Annotated in this window: 13 protein-coding genes; 2 read left to right on the top strand and 11 right to left on the bottom strand. The window is 64.7% G+C overall.

Annotated features, from left to right (window positions below; genetic code table 11):
• Positions 1-7 precede the first annotated feature (7 nt).
• The 6 genes from ASD45_RS12240 to ASD45_RS12265 all read right to left on the bottom strand — a co-directional run bounded on the left by ASD45_RS12240 (position 8) and on the right by ASD45_RS12265 (position 6,874).
• A complete protein-coding gene (locus ASD45_RS12240; RefSeq protein ID WP_056911732.1) occupies positions 8-739 on the bottom strand; it encodes an ABC transporter ATP-binding protein in 732 nt (243 codons plus the stop codon).
• Entirely contained in the window at positions 720-2,528 is a 1,809-nt protein-coding gene (locus ASD45_RS12245) for a branched-chain amino acid ABC transporter ATP-binding protein/permease (protein WP_056911733.1), read from the bottom strand. The genes ASD45_RS12240 and ASD45_RS12245 overlap by 20 nt, the downstream gene beginning before the upstream one ends.
• Positions 2,528-3,385, bottom strand: a complete 858-nt coding sequence (locus ASD45_RS12250; RefSeq protein ID WP_056911734.1) for a branched-chain amino acid ABC transporter permease — start codon at positions 3,383-3,385, stop codon at positions 2,528-2,530. The genes ASD45_RS12245 and ASD45_RS12250 overlap by 1 nt, the downstream gene beginning before the upstream one ends.
• A 14-nt stretch (positions 3,386-3,399) precedes the next feature.
• Positions 3,400-4,590, bottom strand: coding sequence for an ABC transporter substrate-binding protein (locus ASD45_RS12255; RefSeq protein ID WP_056911735.1), 1,191 nt, complete (start codon positions 4,588-4,590; stop codon positions 3,400-3,402).
• A 62-nt stretch (positions 4,591-4,652) separates the two neighbouring features.
• Positions 4,653-5,735, bottom strand: coding sequence for a mandelate racemase/muconate lactonizing enzyme family protein (locus tag ASD45_RS12260; protein WP_056911736.1), 1,083 nt, complete (start codon positions 5,733-5,735; stop codon positions 4,653-4,655).
• Positions 5,732-6,874 carry a mandelate racemase/muconate lactonizing enzyme family protein gene (locus ASD45_RS12265; protein WP_200949668.1) on the bottom strand — a complete coding sequence of 381 codons (1,143 nt, stop codon included), beginning with the start codon at positions 6,872-6,874 and terminating at the stop codon, positions 5,732-5,734. Before ASD45_RS12265 ends, ASD45_RS12260 begins: the two co-directional genes overlap by 4 nt.
• 114 nt (positions 6,875-6,988) lie before the next feature.
• Between ASD45_RS12265 and ASD45_RS12270 the strand changes: the two genes are divergently transcribed.
• Positions 6,989-7,885 (top strand): LysR family transcriptional regulator, encoded by an 897-nt coding sequence (locus tag ASD45_RS12270; protein WP_056911737.1) that lies wholly within the window; start codon positions 6,989-6,991, stop codon positions 7,883-7,885.
• A gap of 30 nt (positions 7,886-7,915) precedes the next feature.
• On the opposite strand, the gene ASD45_RS12275 is transcribed toward ASD45_RS12270, so the two are convergent.
• From ASD45_RS12275 to ASD45_RS12295, 5 genes are read right to left on the bottom strand one after another with little or no spacing between them, the layout of a single operon-like run.
• Entirely contained in the window at positions 7,916-9,100 is a 1,185-nt protein-coding gene (locus tag ASD45_RS12275; protein WP_056911738.1) for an acetyl-CoA C-acyltransferase family protein, read from the bottom strand.
• A 51-nt stretch (positions 9,101-9,151) separates the two neighbouring features.
• On the bottom strand, positions 9,152-10,954 hold the full coding sequence (locus tag ASD45_RS12280; RefSeq protein WP_056911739.1) for an acyl-CoA dehydrogenase: 1,803 nt from the start codon (positions 10,952-10,954) through the stop codon (positions 9,152-9,154).
• Positions 10,954-11,733 carry an SDR family oxidoreductase gene (locus tag ASD45_RS12285; RefSeq protein WP_056911740.1) on the bottom strand — a complete coding sequence of 260 codons (780 nt, stop codon included), beginning with the start codon at positions 11,731-11,733 and terminating at the stop codon, positions 10,954-10,956. Before ASD45_RS12285 ends, ASD45_RS12280 begins: the two co-directional genes overlap by 1 nt.
• Entirely contained in the window at positions 11,730-13,058 is a 1,329-nt protein-coding gene (locus ASD45_RS12290) for a 3-hydroxyacyl-CoA dehydrogenase (RefSeq protein WP_056911741.1), read from the bottom strand. The genes ASD45_RS12285 and ASD45_RS12290 overlap by 4 nt, the downstream gene beginning before the upstream one ends.
• 55 nt (positions 13,059-13,113) lie before the next feature.
• Positions 13,114-14,331 carry an acyl-CoA dehydrogenase family protein gene (locus ASD45_RS12295; protein ID WP_056911742.1) on the bottom strand — a complete coding sequence of 406 codons (1,218 nt, stop codon included), beginning with the start codon at positions 14,329-14,331 and terminating at the stop codon, positions 13,114-13,116.
• Positions 14,332-14,456: 125 nt separating this feature from the next.
• Between ASD45_RS12295 and ASD45_RS12300 the strand changes: the two genes are divergently transcribed.
• Positions 14,457-15,515, top strand: coding sequence for a phosphotransferase family protein (locus ASD45_RS12300; RefSeq protein WP_056911743.1), 1,059 nt, complete (start codon positions 14,457-14,459; stop codon positions 15,513-15,515).
• The last annotated feature ends 48 nt before the right edge of the window (positions 15,516-15,563 follow it).

The raw sequence follows: 15,563 nt of genomic DNA on the forward strand, positions 1-15,563 counted from the left end.
CCGAGCTTCAAACCTTGCCGCCGAGATAGGCGCGTTCGAGCTGCGCCGTAATATTCGGCTCGCTGGTTGGCGCCTCGAGAACGATGCGGCCTTGCGCCAAGGCGTAGACGCGGTTCGCCGCCGCCAGTGCCTTTTCGATCAGTTGCTCGACCAGCAACACCGCCGTCCCGGCTTTCGCCAGGCGCCCGAGCACGCTGAGCACGCGATCCACCAGGATCGGCGACAGACCCGCTGAAGGCTCATCGAGCATTAGCAGCCGCGGCCGCTGCACGAGGCCTTGCGCCACAGCCAGCATCTGCTGCTGGCCGCCGCTCAATGCCGAGCCCTTCTCGTGCCGCTTCTGGGCGATCTCGGGAAAGTATTCGAGCGCCTCCTCGATGCGCGCAGCGCGCTCTGCGCGCGGCACGTAGTAGCCGGCCAGCAACAGATTGTCGGTCACGCTGAGCTGCGTGAAGACGCGATGCCCCTCGATGATGTGGGCGACGCCGGCGCGAACCATGTCACGCGCATCGGAGCCGCGGACTTCGCGGCCGTCGAGCCGGATGCTGCCCTCGGTCGCCGGCAGCAATCCGGAGATCGTGCGCAGCAGCGTTGTCTTGCCGGCGCCGTTCGGGCCGAGCAGCGCGACCACCTCGCCTTTGCCGATGGCGAGATTGACACCATGCAGCACGCCGATCTTGCCGTAGCCGCTCGCAAGGTCCTTCACTTCGATCAGTTGTTCAGCCGCCGAGATAGGCACTGACGACCTCCTTGTGCTGGCGGATCTCCGACGGCGTGCCGGCCGCGAGAACCCGGCCGAGATTGAGCACCGTGATCTGATCGCAGATATCGAAAATGAGATCGGCATGATGCTCGACCAGGAGCACGCCCACGCCCTGACCCTTTATCTCCTTGATCAGGCCGCCCAGCCGCGCGATCTCGTCCACGGAAAGCCCGGCCGCCGGCTCGTCGAGCATGAGAAATCGCGGGCGGAGCATCAAGGCGCGTGCGATTTCGAGGAAGCGCAGCTCGCTGTGCTGCAGACGGTCTGCCCGCACCGACGCCAGGCTCTCGAGTCCGACGACGCGCAAGGCCAGGCGCGCGGTCTCCTCAAGCATCCGCTCGTCGGCGCGGTGACGCGGCAACGACAGCAGCGACTCGACGAGCGTGCCCTGCCCCGCAATCGTGCCGCCTATCATGACATTCTGCAGCACCGAAGCCTCGCCGACGGTTCGCGGCGTCTGAAACGTACGCGCGATGCCGTGTTCAGCGCGCGTCTCCGGCCTGCCGCGCGGCAGCTCGGTATCGCCGAGACTGACAGTGCCGCTCTGCGGCGCGTAATAGCCGGAGATCACGTTCAAGGTGGTCGTCTTGCCGCTGCCGTTCGGACCGATCAGGCCGTGAATGCGCGCGGGCACGATGTCGAGATTGAGGCCGTCGATGGCCCGGACCGCGCCGAAGCTGAGCGAGATGTCGCGCAATGCAATCGTCGTATGGGCGCTCTCGCGCGACAGGAGCTCCGGCAGAACCGCCGGACGCGGGATGATGGCGCGATTGGATTGCAGCGGCCGCCGGTTCTTGAAATCCAGCAGGGCCGCGATGCCGCCCGGCGCCACGAGCACGACCGCGAGCAGCAGCACCGCGTAGAGGAATGTCGACCACGCCGCGAGCGGCGCGGCAAATTCCGGCAGCAAGGTCAGGATGATGGTGCCAAGCAGCGGCCCGAGGATGGACCCGCGCCCGCCGATCAGAATGGCGATGAAGAACAGAACCGACAGATCGAAGCTGAACGCATCGGGCGTAATGTAGGTTTGCAGCGTCGCGAACAGTCCGCCGGCAAAGGCCGCAAAGGCCCCCGCGAGCAGGAAGATGGAAACGAGCATCTTCGGCTTGGAGATGCCGAGCGACTCGGTCGCGACCTCGGCGTCGCGGATGGCGATCAGAGCCCGGCCGAACCGGCTGTGCGCGACATTGGCGGTCATCCAGGTGCCGAGCACCGCGCAGCCCAGGCAGAAATAGAACAAGCCCGTGGTGGTGTTGAACGGTGGCGGGAATTCAGGGCCGGCGATGCCGATGCCGCCACCGGTCACGCTCTGCCAGGCAAGCGCGATCTGCGTCACGATCGTCGCGAAGCCGAGCGTCGACATGGCAAAATAGAAAGTGCGTAGGCGCAACGCCGGAAGCCCGACGATCACACCGAAAATCGCACCGAAAAGGGCAGCGACGCCGAACGCCGCAAAAAGCGGAAACGGGGGCAGCACGTTCCCGCTCACCAGAACGCTTGTGGTGTAGGCGCCGAGCGTCAGGAGCGCGACATAGCCGATGGCGAGTTGTCCCGCGAAGCCGACGACCAGATTGAGGCCCGACACGAGCATCCAGTAGATCGCCGCCCGGGTGGCGATCAGCGCCCAGTAGTCGTTGGTGACCATGGGGACGATCGCGGCAAAACCAAAGATCGCGAGGAAGGGCAAGACGTGAATGGCGCTGTCCCGCCAATGCCGCTCGGTCTTTCGATCCGGAATTGCGGCGGCGCTCGTGTCGGCCTTCATCACACCCTCCGGGCCGAGGATGAGCCGAACAGGCCTTGCGGCGCGGCCAGCAGCACCACGATGAACATGACGAACACCGCCACCGATGAGAAGATGCCGCCGACGAGGAAGTTGGCAGCCTGCTGGAAAAGCCCGAGTGCCAGGCCGCCCACAACGGCGCCGCGGTTGTTGCCCAGTCCGCCGAGTGCGACCGGAACGAATCCGTAGAAGTTGAGAAGCGGGCCGTTGGCGACAAAGGCCAGCAGCAATTGGCCGCCCGCAAATCCGGCAAAGCCGCCGATGGCAGCGGCCAGTGCGTAGCTTGCCATGCGCAGATTACGCTCCGGCAGCCCGAGCGCGCGCGCCGCAAAATTGTCCTCGGCAATGGCGACGAAGGCATGTCCGACCAGCGTTCGCCGATAAAGGAATTCGAGACCCACGATCGTCACCGCGCAGGCGGCGATCGGGAGCCAGAACTTCTGATCGAGGAACCCCGGTCCGATGTCGAAGATCTTCGGGAATGGCTGCGGCTCGGTGCTCCACTCGATGGCCGTGATCTGCTGCACCATCAGCGCAAGCGCCAGCGTGGACAGCACGTAGAGATGCTGGTCCAGGCTCTTGAGCACCGGGCGCACGGCCAGGATCTCGGTGATGACCCCAACCACCGCGCAACACAGCAGAGTCGCGATCAACCCCGGGATGACCGGAAGGCCGAGCCGCAAAACGAACAGCGAGCCGAACACACCGCCGAGCATGCCAAGCTGCCCGGCGGTGAAGCTCATCACCCGCGATGTCGAGAACATCGTGTTGTAGGTCACGCCGATGAGTGCGTAGACCGCACCCACCGCGAGACCGGACGCCAGAATGGACGCGAGCATTCGGGTCGATGTCCTTATGCGTAGCCGGGAGCGAGGCGGAACGTCCCGTCTTTCGCCGTGCTGGCGTCGGACATCACAACATCCTTGCCCGGATAGCCGTTATGCTCCGTCGGCGTGAATGTATATTCGCCAAAGTAGCCGGGGTAGTTCTTCACGCTGTTCCAGTACTTGATGATGTCCTCGTGGGACGCAGCACCTTCCTGGAAAGCCTTGGCGACGAGCGTGACGGCGTCGTAGCCGCCCGCGACCCACCACAGCAGCGTATCCTTGAGTTCGGTCTTGCCCTTGAGCTTCGAGACGAATTCCTCGCTGTGCGGCGGGAGCTTGCCGTTGGCATCGTAGCTGCAGCTCCGATAGCCGACCGCGTAGACCTTTTCCCAGTTTGCCGGCTTGTCGATCAGCGCCTTGATTTCGCCGGACGACATCGATGGATGGCCGACGAAGGCAACGTCCCAGCCCATGTTCGCGCGGGTATTGAACAGGCGCGCATCCATGCCGGTCGACGTGCTCCATACCACGATGGCTTCCGCACCGGCATTCTTGGCGCGCAGCATGTCGGGCGTCATGTCCGGCTGGGTGGCGTCGATATTGGCCTGATAGACCACCTCGGCGCCGTCCTTCTTGAGCGCGGCCACCGATGCATTGAGGGCCGCGACGCCGTAGCCCGTCGTGTCGCCGATGACGGCAACCTTCTTGGCCTTCAGTATCTGCAGCGTGTAACGACGGACGGCGTCGTCCCATTGCGAGTTCGACGGGGCAATGCGGAATGCGTTGGGGAATTTCTGCGCGTCGATCAGGCTGTCGATCACGCAAGGATGAATATTCGGCATTTTCGCCCGCGACATGATCGGCGTGATCGCGAGCGATTCACCGGAGTTCGTCGGACCCCAGACCGCATCGACCTTCAACTGGCTGATCATCTCCTGCGTGGCGTTGACGGCCTTTGTCGGGTCGCCTTGCGTGTCGCGGGTAATGATCTCGATCTTGCGCCCCTTGACGCCGCCGGCGGCGTTGATCGTCTCGGTGGCGAACTTGACACCACGATCGAAGCCGATGGCGGGCGCCGAGCTTGCACCGGTCAATGCCGCAAGCCAGCCGATGCGGATCGGACCGGATTGAGCGATGGCCGGGCTCGCAAGCCCGAGAGCAGCGGCGCCAGCGGCGGCCGCCGTACCTTTGGTGAATTCGCGGCGAGTGATTTTCATGACTACCTCCCTTTCATTTTTCTGTTCATCGTTTTTAATTTGTCGCTTCGACGATCGAGGCCTCAGCTTTGCAGCCTCGCGACATGATCCATATCGAACGTAAAGCCCCATCCCGGACGCTCGGGCACGATCGCGTTGCCGTCCTTGAACTCGAGCTGCTCCCGATACAGTTCGGAGAACCAGGGCATGTATTCGAGATAGATCGCGTTCGAGAGGCCGCCCAGCACCTGAATGCTGGTTTCCGGAAACAGATGGCTGGACACGGGCACGTCATGGCTTTCCGCCATGTGCCCCGCCCGCATGAACTCGCTGACGCCACCGGCACGCTGCAGGTCCGGCATCAGGATGTCCGCCGAACGCAATTCGAGCATGCGGCGGAAGCCATAGCGCGTGTATTCGGTCTCGCCGCTGGCGATCGGCGTATCGAGCGCCGCCGAGACGCGCGCCAACCCGTCAAGATCCCAGGCCGGCAGCGGCTCCTCGAACCACGTGAGGTCGAACTCCTCCAGCATCCGGCCGAGCCGGATCGCCTGGTTTTCGTTGAGTTGCTGATTGGCGTCCGCCATCAGGCGAATTTTTGGACCGATCGCCTGGCGCACCGCGCGCACCCGCGCCGCGTCGGTGACCGGATCGGCCGCGCCAATCCGCATCTTCATCGCCTTGAACCCGGCCGACACGAAACTCTCGGCTTCGGCCACCAGTTCATCCACCGTACTGGTCAGCCACAGCCCGCCGCTGTGATAGGCCGGCACCTTGTCCTGCGCGCCGCCGAGCAGCCGATAGAGCGGCAGATTGACGGTCTTGCCGAGCGCATCCCAGAGGGCGCCGTCGAGCGCAGATATGCCGACCACCGGCACGCCCTTGTGGCCGAGGAAATTGATGTCCTTCCAGGCGCGCGCCCAAAACTCGGCGATATGCCCGGCGTCGCGGCCGATCAGCAGGTCCGCCAGTTCGTCGATCATCTGGCGCAGCACTTTGGTGCGCCGGTTGTTGAGCGTGAAGACGAGGTTTTCGCCGATCACGCCGCTGTCGCCATGGACGAAGATGAGAACGCAGCCGAAGGTGTTGATCTGTCCGAAAGCCGTACCGATCGGCTTTTTCAGCGTCACCACGACCGGACGGGTTTCGACGCGGGTGATCTTCATCGTTTCACCTGCACTGGAACTGGCGATGCAACGCCGGAAGAATAACGCGCTACAAGATCGGGGTCAGGATCGCAGCCCAGTCCTGGGCCCTGCGGGACCTGCATCTTGCCATTCTGGGCGGTCACCCAGGAGCCAAACGGATTGCCTTCCATCTCGAGCCACAGCACCTCGACCAGCGGCCGCTCGACCAAAGCGGCGGCGATGTGCAGGGTCGCGATAAAACCCGGGCCAAAATAAGGACTGTGCGGCGCCACCTCGACGCCCTGCGCGGCACAGTAATTAATGACGCGCAGCATCTCGCCGATCCCACCGATCTTTGTCACGCTCGGTTGGGCGATATCGATCGCGCCAGCCTCGATCAGCGATTTGAAGCCGAACAAGCCCGCGACATTCTCTCCCGCGGAAATCGGGATGCCGCGTTCCCGGACCTGCCTCAGGCCATCGCAGTCTTCCGGCGGCCAGACCGGTTCCTCCAGCCACATCAGGTCGTCGCCGGCGAGCGCGTCGGCCATGTCGCGCGCCACCGGTACCGACCAGGCGCAATTCACATCGAGCATGATGCGCGAGTTGCTCGCGCGGGCAGCCTCCTTCGAGGCGAGCACGCTTTCGCGCGTGGTCTCGTGCAGCTTGATGTGGCGGTAGCCGCTGGCGCAAGCGGCCGCGGTGTTACGGGCCACCAGCTCAGGGACGTTTCCGTAGGATAGGAGGCTCGCATAGGCGTCGAGCTCAGTCCGCTTCGAACCGCCGAGAAGCTGATACAGCGGCTTTCCGCAGCGCTTGCCGAGAAGATCCCATAGCGCGATCTCGATGCCGGAATAGGCAAAGACGAACGGGCCGTTGCGGCCGAGCAAATGAAGCGAATGCAGAATGCTCTGGTTCAGCGCATTGATGTCGCTGGCATCGCGCCCGATCACGAGCGGACCGACAATGGTGTCGAGCGCCGCCTTGGTCGCCGGGATGGCGGCATGGCCAAACGCCTCGCCCCAACCCACAAGCCCGTCGTCGGTCGTGACCTTGACCAGCAGGATCTCGAGATGGGTCCACGGCTTGCCGGCAAAAAGCGGCGGCGGACCGCCCATATCGCAAGGCAAAGCGACGACGATGCTTTCCACCGAAGTGATCTTCACGGAATCCGGCATGAGGTGTCGTTCGGCCCCCGCCCCTCTTGGGCTTTCCTGCGATCGCCGCGCGAAGGTAGAGACCCCGGAAATAAGGTCAATTGACCCCGGCTTACATCTATATCAGTATTTCTTATGTCCTTGAGTTTCCGCCAATTGCAGGTCGTGCGGGCTGTGTGCCGACATGGCTCGGTGATCGGGGCCGCGAGCGCTCTCGGCATTTCGCAGCCGGCGGTCAGCATGATGCTGCGCGACTGCACACGCGCCGCCGGCTTTCCTCTCTTTCTGCGCAAGCAGGGCCGGCTTCAGCCGACGATGGAAACATCGTCGCTGATGACCGATCTCGACCGCATCTTCGACGGCGTCGAGCGTGTCGGGCGGCTGCTCGAGGACATGAGAGACACCAAGGTCGGGATGATCCAGATCGCCGCGACGCCGACCCTGGCGGAAAACCTGCTTCCGCCGGCGGTGACTGCGTTCAAGCAAACCCGGCCCGGGGTGCAGATCACCATCCATTCGATGGACAACATCAGCGTTGTGAACAGCGTCATCAACGAGCACGTCGATTTCGGGCTGGTGCTGTCGCCGCTGGCGCATTTCGACGCGCAGCTTTTCGAGCTTTGCTCGGCCGAACTCGTCTGCGTCGTTCACCCCGACAACCCGCTGGCGGCCCGAACTCAGGTCACGCCCAAGGATCTGGAATCCTATCCCCTCATCTCGTTCAGCCGCAGCCTGCCGCTCGGCATGCTGGTCGAAAAGACCTTCCGCGATGCAGGGGTGCCGCGCCGCATTACGCTCGAGGTCAACCAGTCATCCGTGGCATGCGCGCTCGCCAGGGCGGGCGCCGGCGTTGCCATCGTGGATCCGTTCTGGCTGATGGAAAACCGGGACCACGGCCTCGTACGTCTCAAGGTGCAGCCGCGGACAAAAGTGGTGGCTCAGGTTCTGATGCCGAAGAACTCCAACCTGTCACGCCCGACCCGTATCCTGATCGCCGAGCTGCGAAAGGTGGCCAAGCGCGCTATCATGTGACGACGCACGAATTGGCGCTGCGAGACCAGTTCACGACGTCCGTTCGAAAATCGCCGCGATGCCCTGCCCGCCGCCGATGCACATCGTCACCAGCGCCCGCTGCTTTTGCGTACGCGCCAGTTCGTAGAGCGCCTTGACGGTGTTGATCGCGCCGGTGGCCCCGACCGGGTGGCCGAGCGAGATGCCGCTGCCATTCGGATTGACCTTGGCCGGATCGAAGCCGAGTTCGCGCGACACCGCGCACGCCTGCGCCGCGAAGGCTTCATTGGATTCGATGACATCGATGTCGCCGACGGCGATACCCGCCTTTTTCAACGCCAGTTTGGTCGCCGGAATCGGACCGAGCCCCATGAACAGCGGCTCGACGCCGGCATGAGCGTAGCTGACCATGCGCGCCATCGGCTTGAGCCCGAGCCGCTTGACGGCCGCTTCGCTGGCAAGCACCAGCGCGGCGGCGCCGTCATTGATACCGGATGAATTGCCGGCGGTGACACTGCCGCCGTCGCGCTTGAAGACCGGGCGCAGCTTGCCGAAGTCGTCGGCCACCGCGTCGTGCCGCGTGTGCTCATCCGTGTCGAATACCTCGGCCCCTTTGCGGCCCTTAATCTCGATGCCGAGGATCTGATCCTTGAAATAACCGGAACGGATCGCATGCGAGGCCCGGCGGTGGCTTTCCAGCGCCAGCGCGTCCTGCTCGTCGCGTGCGATCTTGTGGCGTTCGGCGACATTCTCCGCCGTCACGCCCATCAGGACGCGGTTGAACGGATCGTTGAGCGCGCCGTCGAGGATGTCGACGAGCGGTGCGTTGCCCATTCGCGTGCCCCAGCGCACCGACGGCGCGTGGAACGGCGCCTGCGACATGTTCTCGGCGCCGCCGGCAACGGCGATGTCGCAATCGCCGAGGCGAATGCTCTGCGCCGCCGAGACCACAGCCTGCAGGCCCGAGCCGCAGAGGCGATTGACCGTGAGCGCCGGGGTTTCAACCGGCAGGCCGGCCTCGATGGCGGCGACGCGGGAGATGTACATGTCGCGCGGCCCGGTATGCACCACCTGGCCGAAGACGACATGGCCGACCTCGGCCGCGGGTACGCCGGACCGGCGCAGCGCTTCCGCCGTCACCTTCGCCGCCAGTTCGGTGGCGGGGACGCCCTTGAGGCTGCCGCCGAACGTCCCGATCGCGGTGCGCACGCCCGACACGACATAGACTTCGTTCATCGCCGTTTCTCCAAGTATTCGCCAAATCGCCGCGGATATCCGCCTTTTGCCCTAAAAGCAGGCGTCAGGAAACATGACCGCCATATCGTTGCCCGAGCGCACCAGCGCCAACTGCTGTTGCGTCTTCGGCAGCTCCGTCGCAAAAAAATATCGGCACGCCTCCCGGCGGCCCGCGCGCATCGCGACGTCGGCTGTCGCCGCGCGCGCCTGGTCGAGCCACAGCCACGCGACCACGATATGGCCGAATGCGGAAAGAAACGCCGCCGCATTATAGAGTGCCGCATCGGCCGACGCACCGCGCAGCACGGCGACGGTGTCGTTGACGTCGCCCCAGGCCGCGCGCAGCGCCGTGCATTCGGTGGACAGATCCTCGGTGCAAGCGGCGAGCGTCGTCTCGATGCGCTCGCCGAGAAGAGCGAGCGCCTCGCCATTGCCGCGCAGGATCTTGCGGCCGACCAGATCGTTGGCCTGAATGCCGTGCGTGCCCTCATGAATCGGATTGAGGCGGTTATCGCGATAGACCTGCTCGACGTCGAAATCGCGCGTGTAGCCGTAGCCGCCATGAATCTGAATGGCGAGGTCGTTGGCCACCAGGCCGAACTCCGCCGGCCAGCTCTTGCCGATCGGCGTCAACAGACCGAGCAACTGCGCGGCGGCGTGTCGCTCCGTTTCGGTTGCGGCGGAGGCCTCCTCATCGACGAGACGCGCGCAATAGAGCACCAGCGCGAGTGCGCCCTCCGCGTAGACCTTCTGCGCCAGCAGCATCCGGCGCACATCGGCGTGCACGACGATCGGCATCGGCGGCGAATTCTTGTGCGCAGCCGTCACCCGTCCCTGAGTCCGCTCGCGCGCATAATCGAGGGCGTGACGATAGCCCCGGCAGGCGAGCGCGGCGGCACCGACGCCGACGGCGATCCGCGCTTCGTTCATCATGCGGAACATGATGGCGAGGCCTTGACCGACATTGCCGATGCGAAAGCCGATCGCGCCGGCGGCGTTGACGGGCCGATGCCGCGTGCCTTCGCCGAAGGCGAGCAGGCAGTTGGCCGTGCCGCGATAACCCATCTTGTGATTGAGCCCAGCGACGACGACGTCGTTGGCTTCGCCCAGACTGCCATCGGCCGCCGGCAAGAACTTCGGCACCGCGAACAGCGAGATGCCGGCAAGGCCGGCGCCGAGGCGGCCATCGTCACCCGGCACCTTGGCGAGCACGAGATGCACGATGTTCTCGCTGGCGTCCTGGTCGCCGCCGGAGATCCACATCTTGTTGCCGAACAGGCGATAACGCGGGCCGAGCAGTGCATCGGCGCCGTCCGCCACCGCCCGCGTTGTTATATCGCCGAGCGAGGAGCCGGCCTGCGGCTCGGACAGGCACATCGTGCCGAACCAGCGGCCTTCGATTTGCGGTCGCGCCAGGATGTCGATCTGGGCCGGCGTACCGAAGACGGTGAGCAGGCGAGCATTGGCAACCGTCAGCATCGGATAGGCGGCGGTTGCGACGTTGGCCGCCATGGTCATCGCGGTCGAGGCAGTATGGATCAGCGCGGGTATCTGGGCGCCGCCGAGGGACTCGTCGAATGTCGCCGCAAACAGTCCGGCCTCCGCGTAGGCCCGCAGCGCCTCCCCGACCTCCGGCAATATATGAACCGCCTCGCCGTCGAGTCTCGGCTCGAGCCGATCGGACAGTTTGTAATGCGGTGCGAAGTGTTCATCGGCCAGCCGCGCGCTGAGGTCGAAGACGGCGTCGAAGGTTTCCCGGTTGTGTTCGGAATAACGCGCGTGCGTCGTCAAACCCTCGGCGGCAAGCCAGTCGTAGACCAGGAAGTCGAGGGTCGTGCGGTCGATGAACGGCATCAGATCACCGAGGCGCCGCCGTCGACGATGAGAATTTGGCCCGTGACATGCGCCGACGCGTCCGATGCGAACAGCAACATGGCGCCCTTGAGATCCTCGTCACCGCCGAGCTGGCCGCGCGGCGTGCGCGCAATCAGATCCTGCTCAAAAGTACCGAGGACATTCTTGGTCATCTTGGACGGGAAATAACCCGGAGCAATGGCGTTGACGGTGATGCCGTAACCGCCCCACTCGGCCGCCAGCGCCCGCGTCATGTTGATGACGCCGCCTTTGGTCGTGTTGTAGGCGATGGTGCCCGGCATGCGCGGCGGATGACCTTTGAAACCTTCGATCGAGGCGATGTTGACGATGCGGCCGCGGCCGGCGGGGATCATGGCCTTCTTCGCGGCCGCTTGCGCCAGAAGGAACGGAGCCGTGAGATTGATCGCGACCACCTTGTCCCAGGCCTCGCGCGGATGATCCTCGGCCGGAGAACCCCAGCTGGTGCCGGCATTGTTGACGAGAATGTCGAGACGGCCATGCTGCGCCAGGATCGCATCGATGACCGGCGCCGGCGCCTCCGGCTTGCCGAGATCGACCGCAATCGCCGAAGCCTTGACGCCCAGCTTCGTCAGATGCGCCACCGCAACGTCGAGTTCGTCCTGCTTGCGCGCCGTGAGCACGACGGCGGCGCCGAACTCGCCGAGCGCTTCCGCCATCTGCAATCCGAGCCCGCGCGATCCGCCGGTGACCAGCGCAACGCGGCCGGAAAGATCCAACAATCCCTTGAGTCCACTCATGCCGCACCTGTCGCTTTGTCGAGATCGGAAAAATTACGACCGCTCTGCGCCAGCTTCGCCAGCAGCGGCGCGGGCGCCCAGTTGTCGTCATGCGCAGCGTGCAACGTCACCACCGCGTCGTAGACGCGCTTGAGACCGACGCTGTCGGCCCAGGCCATCGGTCCGCCGCGAGCGGCCGGAAAGCCCATGCCGTAGACGTAGCAGAGGTCGATGTCGCTTGCGCGTTCGACGATGCCTTCGCCAAGCAGCCGCGCACCCTCATTGACCAGGGCGTAGAGGGTGCGGTCGAGAATCTCGTCGTCGCTGATTGTCCGCCGCGTTATGCCGAGATGCTTCGCTTCCTCGACAATCATCCGCTCGACCTCCGGGTCGGGCTCGGCCGAGCGCGGGCCGGACGGGTAGCGATACCAGCCGGCGCCGGATTTACTGCCAAGACGGCCACGTTCGTAAAGCAGGTCGGCGAGCCGCGAGTAGCGCATATTGGCCGGCCAGTTTTTCAATTGCCGCTGACGAACGAACCAGGCGACATCCTGTCCCGCCATGTCGAGCATGGCGCAGGGCCCCATAGCGAGGCCGAAACCAGTGAGCACGCGATCGATATCCTGCGGCAGCGCGCCCTCCTCCATCAGGCAATCGACCTGGCGAAGATAAGGATAAAGCATGCGGTTGGCGCAGAAGCCGTCGCAGACACCCACGGTGACGCCGACTTTGCCAACGCGTTTGGCGAGCGCGATCGCCGTCGCCAGCACCGACGCGTCGGTCTTGATGCCACGCACGATCTCGAGCAGGCGCATGACATGCGCCGGGCTGAAGAAGTGAAGGCCGATGACGTCCTGCGGCCGTTTGGTGACGGCGGCGATGGCGTCAACGTCGAGCGCGGAAGTGTTGGTGGCAAGGATGGCGCCCGGCCGGGCGAGGCGATCGAGACGCGTGAAAATGTCGGCCTTCACGTCCATGTCCTCGAATACGGCTTCGATAATGAGATCGGCCTGGCCCAGCGCCGAGAGATCGGTAGCGCCGGCGATGCGATCCAGCCGAGCCGTCAATTCGGCTGCGGACAAAGTGCCCTTGGCCTGGGCGCGTTCATAGACTTCGCGTATCCGCGCGAGGCCTTTTGCCAGGGCGCCTTCGTCACGCTCGACCAGCGTCACGGCAAAGCCGGCGTTGGCGAACACCATGGCGATGCCGCTGCCCATGGTGCCCGCGCCGATGACGCCGACATTCTCGACCGGGCGCATTGGCGCGGTCCCGTCGATACCGGCGACATGCGACGCCGCCTCTTCCGCGCGCTTCAAATAGGCCGCGGCATCCCACGTGGAAGCCATCCGTCATTTCTCCCAAGTTCTGAATTCGTACTGACCCTGCGGCGGACGGTCGACCTTACGTCCAGAGCTGGGCACTCTTGCCGAGCTCGATGCGCGCGATCTGGTCGATGTGGACTTCATCCGGCCCATCGGCGAGACGCAAGGTGCGGGCCAGCGACCACGCGGCGGCAAGGCCGAAGTCACCGCTGACGCCGCCGCCGCCGTGGACCTGAACGGCGCGGTCGAGCACGGCCTGCGCCATGCGGGGCGCCACCACCTTGATCATCGCGATCTCGGCGCGCGCGGCCTTATTGCCGACGGTGTCCATCATGTGGGCCGCCTTTAGCGTCAGCAGCCGTGCCTGATCAATCTCCATGCGGCTCAGCGCCACGGCCTCACGCAGCATGCCGTGCGACGCCATCGGTTTGCCGAACATGTGCCGGCTGTTGGCGCGCGCGACCATCGACTCGAGTGCGCGCTCGGCCAGGCCGATCGCGCGCATGCAGTGGTGGATACGGCCGGGACCGAGGCGCCCTTGCGCGATCTCGAAACCGCGGCCCTCGCCGAGCAGCATGTTCGACGCCGGCACGCGCACATTGTCGAAATTGACTTCCATATGTCCATGCGGCGCGTGGCCGTAACCGAACACGCTGAGCGGCCGCACCACGGTGACGCCGGGCGTATCCAGAGGCACCAGGATCATCGACTGCTGACGATAGGTTTCGGCCGACGGATCGGACTTGCCCATGAAGATGAGGATCTTGCAGCGGCGGTCACCGGCGCCCGAGGTCCACCACTTGCGCCCATTCAGGATGTAATGATCGCCGTCACGCTTGATGCTCGACTGGATGTTGCGCGCATCGGAGGATGCGACATCGGGCTCGGTCATGGCGAAGGCGGAACGGATTTCGCCGGCGAGCAGCGGCTCGAGCCACTGTTTCTTCTGCGCGTCCGTACCGTAGCGCACCAGCACTTCCATGTTGCCGGTGTCCGGCGCCGAGCAGTTGAAGACTTCGGCGGCGATCAACGACCGCCCCATGATTTCGCACAGCGGCGCGTATTCGAGATTGGTGAGGCCGGCGCCGAGATCGCTTTCGGGCAGAAACAGATTCCACAGGCCGGCCTTGCGGGCCTCGGCCTTCAGCTCCTCCAGGATCGGCGGCGTCCCCCAAGGGTCGCTCAGCTGCGCGTGCTGCTCGTCGTAGACGCGCTCATTGGGATAGACGAACCGGTCCATGAAAGCCTCGCAGCGGGCGATCAAGTCCTTGGTTTTCTGGGAATATTCGAAGTCCATTGGTCCCTCCGCCCCCTTGCTTTCTTAATAACCGGGAGTGTACATTTTCTGTCCGACAGTTCAACAGTCCATTCATCGGACAATCGTGGGATCCGGGTTGCCCGGGGCCCGGGGGCCTGACGCGGATGACATCCCAAGTTACCGAAATTCGCGCGGGCCACGAACTCGACAGCGGCAGGCTGGCGGCGTACCTCGGACGGCACCTCGACGGTTTTACCGGCCGCCTCGCCATCCGGCAGTTCAAGGGCGGCCAGTCCAACCCCACCTTCCTTATCGAAGCCGGTGACGGCCGGCGTTACGTGCTGCGCAAGAAGCCGCCAGGTCAACTGCTGCCGTCGGCGCACATGATCGAGCGCGAATACCGGGTCATGCATGCGCTCCAGAGCACGAATGTGCCCATTATCCGCACGCATCTGCTGTGCGAAGACGCTTCGATCATCGGCACGCCGTTCTATGTCATGGACTTTGCCGACGGCCGCGTGTTTCGCGATCCGTCGCTGCCCGACATGACTCCTGCCGAGCGGCGCGCGATCTACGCCGCGATGGGCGAGGTCATGGCGAAGCTGCACGCGGTGGACTGGCGCGCCGCCAGGCTGGAGAGCTTCGGCAAGCCGACGGGCTACGTCGCCCGGCAGATCGCGCTATGGACGCGGCAATACGAAGCCGCCAAGACACACCCCATCCCTGCTTTCGACGAATTGATCCACTGGCTGCCAGCCAACTTGCCGGCAGCCGAAGCCACCGCGATCGCGCACGGCGACTTCCGGCTCGAAAACCTGATCTATCATCCCACCGAACCGCGCGTGCTCGGCGTCCTGGACTGGGAGTTGGCGACGCTCGGTCATCCGCTCGCCGATGTCGCCTACAACTGCATGATCTGGCATCTCGATCCCTCGACGCCCAATCTCGGCGGCCTCGCCGGCCGCGATCTCGCCGCGCTCGGTATTCCGACCGAAGCCGAATATCTCGCCGGTTATGCCAACGCCGCCGGGCTGCAAAGGATCGAGAACTACTCGTTCTTCCTGGCCTTCGCCTTCTTCCGTTTCGCATCGATCGCGCAAGGCGTTTATGCCCGCGCGCTCGCCGGCAATGCCAGCGCGCCGAACGCGCTACAGTCCGGGCTGCTCGCCGCGCCGCTCGCCGAGCTGGGCTGGAAGGCCGCGCAAGGCGAACTTGAAAGCTGACCTTCGGTCATGAAGCAACGGCCGGGGTTTCCCCCGGCCGCTTTGTAT

It is taken from the genome of Pseudolabrys sp. Root1462 (assembly GCF_001426945.1).
In the GTDB taxonomy this organism is placed as follows: Bacteria; Pseudomonadota; Alphaproteobacteria; order Rhizobiales; family Xanthobacteraceae; genus Pseudolabrys.